We start from the raw sequence: 13,135 nt of genomic DNA, 5'->3' as shown, positions 1-13,135 counted from the left end.
AAGTCGGGCACGCCCGTCGCAACGCCTGCCCCATATACAGGCATCGCCGCTCCCGCAACAACGACCGGCATGGTTCGCAGACGGGAAGACGGAGTGGGGCGGCGCCTCCGGGCGGGCGAGGAGTCGGCTTGATTCCACCCCCGCCCGCCACAGGGGGAGTTCGGCCCCGACAGGCCCGACGGGCCCGGCCACCGTGAGCCGGGGTTTTCAACCCCGACGGGACCGGCGGCCGTCAGCCGGGGAGTTCGGCCTCGATGAGGTCGGCCGCCCGCATCGTGCCGCCCTCCTCCGCCATCCGTTCCCGCACGGCCGCGGCCCGCTTCGCCACCTCGGGGTCCCCCACCAGGCCGAGCACGGCCGCACGCAGCGACTCGGGGGTCGCCTCGGCCATCGGGAGATGGCGGGCGACGCCGAGCGCCTGGAGCATGTCGGCGTTGCCGAACTGGTCGACGGCCTGCGGTACGGCAACCATCGGGGTGGCGGTGGCGAGTCCCTCCTGGCTGCCACCCGCACCCGCGTGGGTGATGAAGGCGTCCGCCTGCTTCAGCACGGAGAGCTGCGGCACCCAGGAATGCACCTCCACCCGGGCCGGTACGTCGCCGAGTGCGGCGGCGTCGACCCAGGCGCCGATCTGGAGCACGACGTGCCAGCCGGGCAGATCACCGAAGGCCGTGACGCAGTCGCGGTAGAAACCGGGCTGGTCGGTGAAGGTCGAGCCGAGCGAGACCAGCAGCACCTTGTCCGCTCCGGCGGGGCGGTGCCACTCCCCCTGATCCGCCCGGTCGCCCTGACAGGCGCCGACAAAGGTGTGAACCGCCCTGTCGACGCGGTCGGCGTTCGGCTGGAGCACCTCGGGGATCAGGACGATCGACCGCGGCGGCCGGCCGACGAACGGGTCCGGGTGCTGATCGATCCCGTTCTCGGTGAGCCACTCCTGGAAGCGCCGGTAGTACGCCCGTCCGCGCTCGGACCGCTTCAGCTCGGCGGTCATCGGCTCGCCGACCTCCTCCTCGTATCCGTCCCAGGCGACCAGGTTGGGCGAGAGGGAGACGGCGGGGACACCCCAGCGGCGGGCGAGGACCCGCGCCGGGTAGGAGGTGATGTCGTGCAGGACGAGGTCGGGCTCGTCCCCGTCGAAGGCTCTGATCAGCTGGGGCAGGGCCTGCACGGCGTCGTCGAGAAAGGGTTCGAGGTTGTCGATCAGTTCGGTGCCCCAGGCGTCCGGCGTCTCTTCGGTCGGCAGTACCGAGGTGTAGAGCACCGGTTCGGCGCCGGTGGCGGCGACCTTCTCGGCGAAGGACGCCGGGATGGCGTAACTGACGCGGTGCCCACGGGCGACGAGCTCCCGGACGACTTCCAGGCTCGGGTTCACGTGACCGTGGGCGGCGATGGAGAACATGGCGACATGGGCACGCGCGGGATTCGGCATGCCCACACCCTAAGCAAGACGAGACGTCTCGTCTATTTAATTTTCGGGCACCTCAGCGCTGATAGCGAGCCAGCACCCGGTTCCCGTCGTCCACCAGACGCCTCCTCAGCTCGTCCGCGCCGATCGCCCCGCTGTAGTACTCCTGGAGGGCGGGCGTGGCGACCTTGTCCTTCCATTCCGGATAGCCGCGGACCGACTGGGCGGGCGCGGGCCGGAGCCCCTTCGCGACCGCTGCACCGGTCGACCAGCCGTCCTTGTCGGTGTGCAGTGCCGGGTCCGCGAGGGCCGTGGTGCCCGTCGGGAGCATCCAGTCCCCCTTGGCGAGGCGCACCATGTTCCGCGGGCGCAGCAGGAAGTCGATGAACTGCGCGGCTTCCTTCTTGTGCGGGCTGGCCTCCGAGACGGAGAGGGTCTGCGGACTCACCCCCTGGGCGAGTCCTCCGCTGCCCGCGGGGGCGGGCAGGACCGTCCACTCGAAGCCTTCGAGGGCTTGCTCGACGACCTGCTGGCGGTACGAGAAGCCGAGCGGAACCATCGCGTACTTGCCGCCGAAGAACCCGGGGAGGGTGTCGGAGCCGCCCATGCCGAGCGCGGTGGGGGCGGCGCTGCGGTCGGAGCCGACCTGGTCGCGGATGGTGCCGAGGACGACCTGGTCGCCCTCGTCCGCGCGCAGGGTCACCCGGCCGTCGGCGCCACGGTGGAAGAGCCGGCCGCCGGCGGAGAGCCCGAGGTTGAGGGTGACGGAGACCGGCTCCTTGAGCGGCCAGGCCACGCCGTATCTCCCCCTGCCCGTCAGCTCCTTGGCGACCTGCCGGAATTCGGTCCAGCTCCAGGGGCTGCCGGGGGTCGGGATGCGGACCCCCGACTCCTTGAGGATCTTGGTGTTGGCGAGCAGGACGCGGGGCTCCTGGAGGAACGGCACTCCGTAGACGCCGTCGCCGAAGGTGGTGGTCTGCCAGCTCTGTTGCGGGATGTCGGCGGTCAGCCGGTCCGGAAGGAGTGTCCGCAGGTCGGCGAGGTAGCCGCCGTACGCGAAGTCGGCGAGGTCGTCGGAGGCGTCGTGGATGACGTCCGGCGCCTCGTCGCCCTCGAAGGAGGTGAGCAGCTGGTCGTGCACGGTGTCCCAGCTTCCTTGCACATACGTGACATGGATGCCGGGGTGGGTCTCGTTCCACTCCTTCACCAGTTGCTTGTTGGCGTCGACGGACTCCTTCTGCCAGGCCAGCGACTGGAAGCTGAGCTCGATCCGCCCGCCGTCGCCCCTTCCGTCCTCCGTCCCCGTGCAGCCGGTGAGCAGCAGGGCCAGCGCGGTGGCCGCGGCGGCGGCCGCCCTCCGTACCGGTGCGCGCATCAGCTCTTCACCGCCCCGGCCAGCATGGAGCCCGTGATCCGCCGCTGGATGAGCGCGAAGACCACCAGCGAGGGAAGGGTCGCGAGGAACGCGGCGGCGGCGAGCGGTCCGAGATCGGCCGCGCCCTCCGCGCCGAGGAAGTGGGTCAGCACGACCGGCAGGGTCTGCTTCTCCGGTGTCTTGAGCAGGACGAGCGCGAAGAAGAACTCGTTCCAAGCGGTGACGAAGGCGAAGAGCGCGGTGGCGACGATACCGGGAGCCAGCAGCGGTGCGGTGACCGAGACGAGCGTCCGCAGCCGGCCCGCGCCGTCGACCGAGGCGGCCTCTTCGAGCTCGGCGGGCACGGCCCGTACGTACCCGGTCAGCATCCACAGCGCGAACGGCAGCGCCCAGACCACGTACACCATGCCCAGCCCCCACAGGGTGTTGATCAGATGGAGGTTCTTCAGGATCAGGAAGAGCGGGATGATCAGCAGGACGAAGGGGAACGCCTGACTGACCACGACCCAGCCGGTGGTGGCCGTCGAGAGCCTGGAGCGGTGGCGGGCCGTCACATACGCCATGGGCGTGGCGACGAGCACCGCGACGACGGCGGCGCAGGCCGCGACGGTCAGCGAATGGGCGGCGGCCTGCACCAGCGGCTGTTCGTCGAACGCCGCGCGGAAGTTGTCCAGTGTCGGATGCTCTGGGATCCAGGTCGGGTGCAGGGAGCCCAGTTCGCGCGCCGGTTTGAAGGCGGTGGAGATCAGCCACAGGAACGGGAACGCCAGAAAGACGAGATAGCCGAGCAGGGCGGCGTACTGTCCGGCGCGCGCGGGTCTGCTGGTGCGCAGGCTGCTCACCGGTCCTCCCCTCCCCGGAGCCGTCCGACGAGATGCACCGCGAGGATCACGGAGATCACCGCGACCATCACACAGCCCATTGCCGCGGCGTAGCCGAACTGTCCGTAGCGGAATGCCTCTTCGTAGGCGAAGAGCATCGGCAGCCGGGTGCGGCCGCCCGGTCCGCCGTTGGTCAGTACGTAGACCAGGGCGAAGGAGTTGAAGTTCCAGATGAAGTTGAGCGCGGTGATGGAGAGCGCGACCGGCCTGAGCGCGGGCCAGGTGACGGTACGGAAGCGGCGCCAGGCGCCCGCTCCGTCGAGCGCGGCGGCCTCGTGGAGTTCGTGCGGGGTGTTCTGCAGTCCGGCCAGCAGGGCGACGGTGGTCTGGGGCATACCGGCCCAGACGCCCACGACGATCACGGCGGGCAGGGCGGTGGCGAGCCCGGTGAGCCAGGCCCGGCCGTCACCGAGGCCGAGGTCGCGGATGGTCTCGTTGAGGACGCCCGCGTCCGGGTTGTAGACGAGCCGCCACATGATGCCGACGACCACTTCGGGCATCGCCCACGGAATGATCGCCAGCGCCCGTGCCAGCCAGCGCATCCGCAGATTCTGGTCGAGCAGCAGGGCGAGGCCGAGCGCCAGCACGAACTGCGGCGCGGTGACGCCGGCGGCCCACAGCAGGCCGATCCGGAACGACTCCCAGAAGAGGGTGTCGTGGAGCAGGTCCTGGAAATTCAGCCCGCCCACCCACTGGGTGGAGCGGGTGCGGCCGGACTGGGCGTCGGTGAAGGCCAGGGCGATGCCGTAGAGGAGCGGGCCGACGCTGAGGATCAGGATCGGGATCAGCGCCGGCAGCACCAGGAACCAGGTGCCGGCGTTCCGGCCGGCCCGCCGGTTCTGCTTCTCGCGCGGGCCACCGGGCGGACTGTGTGTCCCGGATCGTACGGTCGCACTTACTAATGTCATAGATGCGCCCCCTTCGCGTCATTCGATCGGTTTCATACCGTTCTGGCCGCTCAGGTTGGCCCTCGTCATCGTGCTGACGGGCCATCGGTTCGTCAAGCCAACCTGCACGGATGCGAAAATCGGAGCCATGAATGAGAAGCGTGCGCGCGAGGTGCTGACCGCTGCCGGACTGTCCGGCGGCGCGGAGCTGCTCGCGCTGGGTGAGAACGCGGTGTTCGCCGCGGACGACCTGGTGGTCAAGGTCGGCCGGGACGCCGTGCGGAACCCGGAACTGCGGGACCGGGCCGAACGCGAGGTGGCCGTAGCCGAATGGCTGGCCGCCTCCGGTGTCCCCGCCGTACGGGCCGCGGAGCCCGGGGCGCGGCTGGTGGAGGGCCACCCGGTGACGCTCTGGCACCGGCTGCCCGCCGCCGTGCGCCCTGCCGGGCCGCAGGATCTGGCACGGCTGCTCACCCTGGTCCACGCGTTGCCCGCCCCGGACGGATTCGCCCTTCCGCGCCGTGAGCTGCTGGGCGGCGTCGAGCGCTGGCTGCGGCTCGCGGGCGATGCGATCGACCCGGCCGACGCAGCTTATCTGCGCGAGCGCCGCGACGGCTTCGCGGCGGCCGCGGCCGCACTGGTCCCCCATCTGCCGCCCGGTCCGATCCATGGCGACGCCCTCCCCCGCAACGTCCACATCGGCCCGGACGGACCGGTGCTGGTCGATCTGGAAACCTTCTCCGCCGATCTGCGCGAACACGATCTGGTGGTGCTCGCGCTGTCCCGGGACCGGTACGGGCTGGCGGCCGAGGCGTACGACGCCTTCACCGCCGTGTACGGCTGGGACGTCCGCGAATGGGACGGCTGCACGGTACTGCGCGGGGCTCGGGAGACGGCCAGCTGTGCCTGGGTCTCCCAGCACGCGCCGACCAATCCGAAGGCGCTCGCGGAGTTCCGCCGCCGGGTGGCGTCCCTGCGCGACGGTGACGCGGCGGTGCGGTGGTATCCGTTCTAGGACGCGGACTGCCGGGTCCGGTACGCGGACTGCCGGGTCCGGTACGCGGGCGCCCGGCGCCGCCCGGTGACCACCGCTCCGGTCTCGCACACCGGACGAGCTCGAACGACGCCCTTCATCACCGGACGGGCACGGTTCTCGCGCAGGCCGGACCGGCTCTCCGGCGCTTTCCCGCTCCGGGCGGGCACGGGATCCCCGCACACCGGACGGAGCGGGTTTCCGTCCGCCGGGCCGGCTGATTCCTCAGCCGGTGACCCGGGCCGGCTCCCGCACCGGCCAGTGGCCGTCGATCACCGCGTCCGCCGTGCCCTTGCGGCGCAGGAACTGCTGGAAGTCGGCCGCCCAATGGGCGTACCACTCCACCTGGCGCTCATGCAGTTCGGCGGCGGTCAGCCCGGCCACCGAGCCGTGCCGCTCGGCTATCGCGTACGCCACCCGGACCGCGGCCAGTGCGTCCGCCGCCGCGTCATGGGCTCCGCCGTGCACCACGCCGTACTCGACGCAGACCGCTTCGAGGGTCCGCTTGCCCTTGCGGTAGCGGTCGACAGCCCGGTCGATGGTGTACGGGTCGACGACCGGCCCGATCCCCGCCCCGTCGAGCCGGTCGCTCAGCGACGGCAGCCCGTGCCGCCGCAACTCCGCCGTCAGCAGCGTCAGATCGAAGGCCGCGTTGTACGCGACGACGGGCACGCCGCGGCGCCAGTACTCCGTGAGTGTCCCGGCGATCTCGTCGGCCACCTCGCGCACCGGCCGGCCCTCCGCCGCCGCCCGCTCGCTGCTGATGCCGTGGATCGCCGAGGCCTGCGCGGGGATCCGGATGCCCGGATCCGCCAGCCAGGTCTCCTGCCGCACCGGCTCCCCGTCCCTGCCGCCGACGCCGACGACCGCGGCTGTCACGATCCTGGCCTCCAGCGGTTCCGTGCCCGTCGTCTCCAGGTCGAAGCCGACCAGCGCCTCCCGGTGCCAGCTCATCCCGTACCTCCTTCGTGGTGCTCTCCCCCAGGTGATGACCACCCTCGCACGCACCACTGACAACGCACGGACAGCCCCTCAGGAAGCAGCCCCTCAGGAGACGGGCCGGGAGTCCGTCCACACGGACTCGAATTCCTCGCGGTACGTCTCGAACAGCCCGCGCTCGTTGTCCTGCCCCGCCCGGACCACCGCGCGCCCGCCGCCCCGCAGCACCAGCACGGGCGCCTCCATGCCGCGTGCGCGCCGCAGATACGTCTGGACGACCCCGACCGCGTCCGTCCCGTCACCGTCCACCAGATAGGCCGTGAAGCGCGGCGTCTCGTCGAAGACGTGGATCTCGAACGCGCCCGGGTCACGGAGCTTGGAACGGACCCGGCGCATGTGGAGGATGTTCATCTCCACCGACCGGCTCAGCTCGCCCTTCTTGAGGCCCAGCTCCCGCTCGCGGCGCTTGACCGCGCTGCTCGCCGGGTTGATGAAGAGCAGCCGGACCCGGCAGCCCGACTCGGCGAGCCGGATCAGCCTGCGGCCGGAGAAGTTCTGCACCAGCAGATTGAGTCCTATGCCGATCGCGTCGAGCCGGCGCGAACCGCCGAAGAGGTCCTCGGCGGGCAGCTGGCGCTGGAGCCGCACCCGGTCGGAGTGGACGGAGACCACATCCGCGTAGCGGTCGCCGACCAGTTCCTCGACGGCGTCGACCGGGAGCCGGTCGGCCGAGGGGACCGCCGCGCCGTTGCCCAGAATCTCCAGGAGCCGGGCCGAGGCGCGCTCGGCCTGGGCGAGGACCGCCTCGTTCAGCGCCCGGTTGCGGGAGACGACATTGCGGGCGACCTCCAGTTCGTCGAGCGCCAGCTCGACCTCGCGCCGGTCGTCGAAGTACGCCTCGAAGCACGGCCAGTGCTGGACCATCAGCTCGCGCAGCTGCGGCAGCGTGAGGAAGCTGAGCACATTGTCGTCGGCCGGATCCAGCAGATAGCCCTTGCGGCGGGAGACCTCGCGTACCGCGACGGCGCGCTGCACCCACTCCTGCCCGGCGGGCCCCGCGGCGGCCACCACCCAGTCCTCGCCGTGGACCGGCTCGTAGATGGGCCGGAGAACCGCGGCGACCACGGCACGCAGCCGCTGCTCCACGAGATTCAGCCAGATGTAGGCACGCCCGGCCCGCTGGGCGCGCGTACGCACCTCGCTCCAGGCGTCCGCCCCCCAGTCCAGTTCCGCGCCGATCTCCATGGGCCGCGCAAGTGAGACCGCCCCGGGCGGGGCATCGGTGGATTCCCCCTCGTGACCTGTGTCACCTGGAGGCAGCTCGAACCCTCCCGAGCTCACCTGCGCACCGCCTTCCACTCCCCCACCAACGATCAAGGAAGGGTACTCCGCGAGCGGGATCCGGTGCAGCCGGATGAGCAGGCTGCTTCGTCAACTCACCTGTGACGTAGGTATGTTCCCAGGGGCAAGTTCTGCCGTAGTGAGCGGATTCATAGTGATTGGGCCCCCTGTCCGGGGCTCCGCACAGGGCCTGCGACCGGCTCGGGCCGCCGGATTCCGATTCCGGGCGACACGGAGAGGCCCGATGTTGACCGGACCGCGCGACGTCCTAGGTAGCCGCACCTCTTTCGGGGAAGATCTGGCTCAAGCAGCCCGAAAGCCCCCAGACACCCGGATCAGAAGTGGAAGAGTCGAACCTATGCAGGTCTGGCCGGGACAGGCGTATCCCCTCGGTGCCACGTACGACGGCGCCGGGACCAACTTCGCGGTCTTCTCGGAGGCCGCCAACCGAATCGAGTTGTGCCTGCTGCACGACGACGGTTCCGAGACGGCGGTGGAACTCAGGGAGACCGACGCGTTCGTCCGCCATGCCTACCTGCCCGGGGTGATGCCCGGTCAGCGGTACGGATTCAGGGTCCACGGTCCCTGCGAACCGGAGCGCGGTGTCCGCTGCAATTCGGCCAAACTGCTGCTCGATCCGTACGCCAGGGCCGTCGCGGGGCAGATCCGGTGGGGCGAGGCGGTGTACGGCTATCCCTTCGGACGGCCCGACGCGCGCAACGATCTCGACTCGGCGCCGCACACCATGACCTCCGTCGTGGTCAACCCGTACTTCGACTGGGGCGACGATCGCAGGCCCCGTACGGACTACCACCGCACGGTGATCTACGAGGCCCATGTGAAGGGCCTGACGATGCTCCATCCGGCGCTGCCGGAGGAGCTGCGCGGCACGTACGCGGGGCTGGCCCATCCGGAGGTGATCGCCCATCTGACGGAACTGGGCGTCACGGCGATCGAATTGATGCCGGTGCACCAGTTCGTGCGGGACCACCGGCTGGCGGACGCGGGGCTGGCCAATTACTGGGGTTACAACACCATCGGTTTCTTCGCCCCGCACAACGCGTACGCCTCCTGGGGCGACCGCGGCGAACAGGTGCTGGAGTTCAAACAGGCCGTGCGGGCGCTGCACCAGGCGGGCATCGAGGTGATCCTCGACGTGGTCTACAACCACACCGCGGAGGGCAACCACCTGGGTCCGACGCTCTCCTTCCGGGGCCTGGACAATGCCTCGTACTACCGGCTCGCGGACGACCAGCGGTACTACATGGACACCACGGGGACCGGGAACTCCCTGCTGATGCGGTCGCCGCACGTACTCCAGCTGATCATGGACTCCCTGCGGTACTGGGTCACGGACATGCACGTGGACGGCTTCCGCTTCGATCTGGCGGCCACTCTGGCCCGGCAGTTCCACGAGGTCGACCGGCTGTCGTCGTTCTTCGACCTGGTGCAGCAGGACCCGGTGGTCAGCCAGGTGAAGCTGATCGCCGAACCGTGGGACGTGGGCGAGGGCGGCTACCAGGTGGGGAACTTCCCGCCGCTGTGGACCGAGTGGAACGGCAAGTACCGGGACACCGTGCGGGATCTGTGGCGGGGCGAGCCGAGGACCCTCGCCGAGTTCGCCGGGCGGCTGACCGGGTCCTCGGACCTGTACCAGGACGACGGACGGCGGCCGCTCGCCTCGATCAACTTCACCACCTGCCACGACGGATTCACCCTGCACGACCTGGTCTCGTACAACGACAAGCACAACGAGGCGAACGGCGAGGGCAACCGGGACGGCGAGAGCCACAACCGGTCCTGGAACTGCGGTGCGGAGGGCGAGACGGACCAGCCGGAGGTGCTGGAGCTGCGGATGCGGCAGATGCGGAATTTCATCGCCACGCTGATGGTGTCGCAGGGTGTGCCGATGCTGAGCCACGGAGACGAGTTCGCGCGCACGCAGCGGGGCAACAACAACGCGTACTGCCAGGACAGCGAGTTGTCGTGGGTGCACTGGCCCGACCCCGCCGAGGCCGCGGAGCACGGCGCGCACGACCCGGACGAGGACGCTCCGGCCGAGGGGGACGGCCTGGGCAGCAGCCTGCTGGAGTTCACCCGGGCGATGGTCTGGCTCCGCCGTGACCATCCGGTCTTCCGCCGCCGCCGGTTCTTCCACGGGCGGCCGGTCGAGGGCACGCACGACGAACTCTCGGACATCGCGTGGTTCACACCCGAGGGCCGCGAGATGACGCAGCGGGACTGGCAGGCCGCGCATGCCAAGGCGCTGACGGTCTTCCTCAACGGCCACGCGATCTCCGAGCCGGGGCCACGCGGCGAGCGGATCTCCGACGACTCGTTCCTGCTGATGTTCAACGCGAGCGCCGAGACGCTGGAGTTCTCCGTTCCGGTGAACCACGGGCGGCAGTGGCTGGTGGTGGTCGACACGGCCCGCCCCGCCGGGGTCCTGCCCGGCTCGGGGCCGAAGGTGTCGGCGGGCGAACGGGTGACACTGGTCGGGCGGAGCATGGCGGTGCTGCAGCGGCCCGCGTAGCTCCCGGCCGACGGCCGGACCGGTGGGCGACGACACCGCCGGTCGAGCCCTTTGCGGCGTTCCGTGACACAGAAGGCCGCGGTCTGGGTACGTAACGGCGCATGACGCCCACCGCCACCTACCGGCTTCAGCTCCAGCCGGACTTCCCGTTCTCGGCCGCCGCGCACGCCGTGCCGTATCTCGCCGGGCTCGGCGTCTCCCATCTGCATCTGTCCCCGGTCCTCGAAGCCGTTCCCGGCTCCAGACACGGGTACGACGTCGTCGACCACGGCCGGGTACGCGCCGAACTCGGCGGGGAGGAGGGCCTGCGGGAGCTGGCCCGTACGGCGCGTGCGCACGGGCTCGGGCTGGTCGTGGACATCGTGCCGAACCACATGGCCGCCGTCCCCCGTCTCAACCGCGCGCTGTGGGCGGTGCTGCGCGAGGGCGCCGAGTCCCCGTACGCCCGCTGGTTCGACATCGACTGGGCGGCGGGCGGCGGCAAGGTGCTGCTGCCGGTGCTCGCCGGGCCGGTCGGCGACGAGATCGGCAGGCTCCGGGTCGACGGGGAGGTGCTGCGCCACGGCGAGCAGGAGTTCCCGCTCCGGGCGGGCACCGCACACCTGCCCGTGCCCGAACTGCTGGATGCCCAGCACTACCGGCTCGGCTGGTGGCGGCTGGCGCGTACGGAGCTGAACTACCGCCGGTTCTTCACCATCTCCGAGCTCATCGGGGTGCGGGTGGAGGACCCGGAGGTCTTCGCCGCCACCCACGGCAAGATCCTCGAACTGGTCCGGGACGGGGTCGTCGACGGGCTGCGCGTCGACCACCCCGACGGGCTCGCCGATCCCGCGGCCTATCTGGAGCGGCTCTCGGCGGCGGCCGGCGGGCGGTGGACGGTGGTGGAGAAGATCCTCACCGGTGCCGAACCCCTGCCCGCGGACTGGGCCGTCGCGGGGACGACCGGGTACGACGCGCTGCACCGGATCGACGGCCTCTTCGTCGATCCGATGGGCGCGGCGGAGCTGATCGGCCGTTACCGGGAGTACGCGGGGCCGGCCGGTGACCGCGGCGGTGACTGGACGTCGACCGTCCGCCGGGCCGCGTACCGGGTCGTGACGCATGAGCTGGCCGCCGAGACCGCGCTGCTGACCCGGCTCGCCGTACGCATCTGCGCCGGGGACCCCGCGCTGCGCGACCACGCCCCGTGGGCGCTGCACGCCGCCGTGCGCGAACTGCTCGTGCGCGTGCCCGTCTACCGCCCGTATGTGACGGCCGACGGCCCCTGCACGGAGGCGGCCCGGGAGACACTCCCCGACGCGGTCGTACGGGACGCGAAGGCGGCGTTCTCCGTTCCGGAGGAGGCGTCGGCCGTGGATGTGGTGCGGGACCTGGCGCTGGGGCGGCTGGGCGGGGGGCCCGACCGGGCCGCGTTCTGCACCCGGTTCGCCCAGACGGCGTCGGCGTCGCGCGCCAAGTCGGTCGAGGACATGGCGTTCTACCGGTACGTTCCGCTGATCTCGGCGAACGAGGTCGGCGGCGATCCCGGGCATCCGGCGGTGGCACCGGACGAGTTCCACGCGTTCTGCGCCCGGCTGGCGCGCGACTGGCCTGCCGCGGGCACGGCACTGACCACCCACGACACCAAGCGGAGCGCCGATGTACGGGCCCGGATCGCGGTGCTGACGGAGTGTCCGGAACAGTGGTCCTGGCTGCTGGTGGAGCTGGAGCGGGTGACTCCCGCGACCGCGCCCGACGCGCACCTGGCCTGGCACGCCTGGCAGACGGCCTACGGCTGCACGGAGCTGCCGCCCCGGGAGATGGCGGCGCGGCTGGAGCCCGCGCTGCTGAAGGCGGTCCGCGAGGCAGGGCTCAGCACGAGCTGGACCGAGCCGGATCCGGCGTACGAGCGGGCGGTGACGGACTTCGTCGCCGCGGGACCGGCCGCGAGCAACGGTCCGGTGCGCGAGGCGCTGGAACGGTTCGCGGGCACGCTCGACCGGTACGTACGGGCCAATGTGCTCGGTGCGGCACTGGTGCAGCTGACCATGCCGGGTGTGCCGGACCTGTATCAGGGCACGGAGCGGGAGTACGTGGCACTGGTCGACCCGGACAACCGGAGGCCGTTTCGCCACGCACCGGAGAACGGGGCTTCCAACGAGAAGGTCGAGCTCACGGCGGTGGCGTTGCGGCTGCGGCGCGAACGGCCCGAGGTGTTCGGCGAGTCGGGTACGTACACCCCGCTGAGCGCCCGCGGTCCGGCGGCCGCGCACTGTCTGGCCTTCTGCCGCTCGGGCGAGGTGGTGACCGCGGTGACCAGGCTGTCGCTGCGGCTGGCGGAGTCGGGCGGTTGGCGCGGGACGGAGCTGGCGCTGCCGGACGACGGGCCGTGGACCGATCTGCTGGCGCCCGGCCGGAAGTTCACCGGGGCCACGGTCACGATGGCCGAACTGTTCGCCGGGAGGCCGGTGGCACTGCTCAGCCGGGTCGGACGAGAAGGGCCCGCGGCCCGCGCGTGAGCAGCCCGGTGCCGGTGCGGAGCAGCCGGGGCACGTACGGGCGGGCGGGCACACCGGGCGCGGAACCGGCGGGCAGCCGACGGCAGAACTCCTCGACGAAGTCGGCCTGTCGGCGGCCTGCGCTACGGCGTGCCGGCACGTAGGCGGTCCACCGGATCCGCTCGGCCATGTGCCGTGGCACCGGTCCGGGGCCGGTCATGTGATGTGGCACTGGTCCGGGATCGGACATGTGACGTGGCACCG

Annotated in this window: 9 protein-coding genes; 3 read left to right on the top strand and 6 right to left on the bottom strand. The window is 71.2% G+C overall.

Features of this window, described 5'->3' with window-relative positions; genetic code table 11:
* Nucleotides 1-232: 232 nt before the first annotated feature.
* Genes mgt through ACFVT1_RS23630 form a run of 4 tightly spaced genes read right to left on the bottom strand, consistent with a single transcriptional unit; the run spans nt 233 to nt 4,569 of the window.
* Nucleotides 233-1,429 carry a macrolide-inactivating glycosyltransferase gene (gene mgt, locus ACFVT1_RS23645; RefSeq protein ID WP_389798662.1) on the bottom strand — a complete coding sequence of 399 codons (1,197 nt, stop codon included), beginning with the start codon at nt 1,427-1,429 and terminating at the stop codon, nt 233-235.
* 52 nt (nt 1,430-1,481) lie between these two features.
* The gene (locus ACFVT1_RS23640; RefSeq protein ID WP_389798659.1) at nt 1,482-2,780 is read right to left on the bottom strand and encodes an ABC transporter substrate-binding protein; all 1,299 of its coding nucleotides are present in this window, start codon (nt 2,778-2,780) and stop codon (nt 1,482-1,484) included.
* On the bottom strand, nt 2,780-3,622 hold the full coding sequence (locus tag ACFVT1_RS23635) for a carbohydrate ABC transporter permease (protein WP_389798656.1): 843 nt from the start codon (nt 3,620-3,622) through the stop codon (nt 2,780-2,782). The genes ACFVT1_RS23640 and ACFVT1_RS23635 overlap by 1 nt, the downstream gene beginning before the upstream one ends.
* Nucleotides 3,619-4,569, bottom strand: a complete 951-nt coding sequence (locus tag ACFVT1_RS23630) for a carbohydrate ABC transporter permease (RefSeq protein ID WP_389798653.1) — start codon at nt 4,567-4,569, stop codon at nt 3,619-3,621. Before ACFVT1_RS23630 ends, ACFVT1_RS23635 begins: the two co-directional genes overlap by 4 nt.
* 127 nt (nt 4,570-4,696) lie before the next feature.
* Between ACFVT1_RS23630 and ACFVT1_RS23625 the strand changes: the two genes are divergently transcribed.
* On the top strand, nt 4,697-5,563 hold the full coding sequence (locus tag ACFVT1_RS23625) for a phosphotransferase enzyme family protein (RefSeq protein WP_389798651.1): 867 nt from the start codon (nt 4,697-4,699) through the stop codon (nt 5,561-5,563).
* A gap of 243 nt (nt 5,564-5,806) precedes the next feature.
* On the opposite strand, the gene ACFVT1_RS23620 is transcribed toward ACFVT1_RS23625, so the two are convergent.
* Together ACFVT1_RS23620 and ACFVT1_RS23615 are read right to left on the bottom strand one after the other, a co-directional pair.
* Nucleotides 5,807-6,535, bottom strand: a complete 729-nt coding sequence (locus ACFVT1_RS23620; protein WP_389798649.1) for a 3'-5' exonuclease — start codon at nt 6,533-6,535, stop codon at nt 5,807-5,809.
* A 93-nt stretch (nt 6,536-6,628) separates the two neighbouring features.
* Entirely contained in the window at nt 6,629-7,861 is a 1,233-nt protein-coding gene (locus ACFVT1_RS23615; RefSeq protein ID WP_362197860.1) for an SAV2148 family HEPN domain-containing protein, read from the bottom strand.
* Nucleotides 7,862-8,219: 358 nt separating this feature from the next.
* Here ACFVT1_RS23615 and glgX point away from each other — a divergent pair, with 358 nt between their 5' ends.
* On the top strand, nt 8,220-10,394 hold the full coding sequence (gene glgX / locus ACFVT1_RS23610; protein ID WP_389798647.1) for a glycogen debranching protein GlgX: 2,175 nt from the start codon (nt 8,220-8,222) through the stop codon (nt 10,392-10,394).
* A 101-nt stretch (nt 10,395-10,495) separates the two neighbouring features.
* Nucleotides 10,496-12,892, top strand: coding sequence for a malto-oligosyltrehalose synthase (gene treY, locus ACFVT1_RS23605; protein WP_389798645.1), 2,397 nt, complete (start codon nt 10,496-10,498; stop codon nt 12,890-12,892).
* The last annotated feature ends 243 nt before the right edge of the window (nt 12,893-13,135 follow it).

Origin of the sequence: Streptomyces sp. NPDC057963 (assembly GCF_042887155.1) — a bacterium.
Taxonomy (GTDB): Bacteria; Actinomycetota; Actinomycetes; order Streptomycetales; family Streptomycetaceae; genus Streptomyces.
The sequence above is the reverse complement of the archived record's forward strand: the minus strand, read 5'-3'. Positions and strand labels throughout refer to the sequence as shown.

Bases quoted from the DNA above. Each gene is read 5' to 3' on its own strand.
- mgt (WP_389798662.1), bottom strand. From the start codon at position 1,429: ATGCCGAATCCCGCGCGTGCCCATGTCGCCATGTTCTCCATCGCCGCC.
- ACFVT1_RS23640 (WP_389798659.1), bottom strand. From the start codon at position 2,780: ATGCGCGCACCGGTACGGAGGGCGGCCGCCGCCGCGGCCACCGCGCTG.
- ACFVT1_RS23630 (WP_389798653.1), bottom strand. From the start codon at position 4,569: ATGACATTAGTAAGTGCGACCGTACGATCCGGGACACACAGTCCGCCC.
- ACFVT1_RS23625 (WP_389798651.1), top strand. From the start codon at position 4,697: ATGAATGAGAAGCGTGCGCGCGAGGTGCTGACCGCTGCCGGACTGTCC.
- ACFVT1_RS23620 (WP_389798649.1), bottom strand. From the start codon at position 6,535: ATGAGCTGGCACCGGGAGGCGCTGGTCGGCTTCGACCTGGAGACGACG.
- glgX (WP_389798647.1), top strand. From the start codon at position 8,220: ATGCAGGTCTGGCCGGGACAGGCGTATCCCCTCGGTGCCACGTACGAC.
- treY (WP_389798645.1), top strand. From the start codon at position 10,496: ATGACGCCCACCGCCACCTACCGGCTTCAGCTCCAGCCGGACTTCCCG.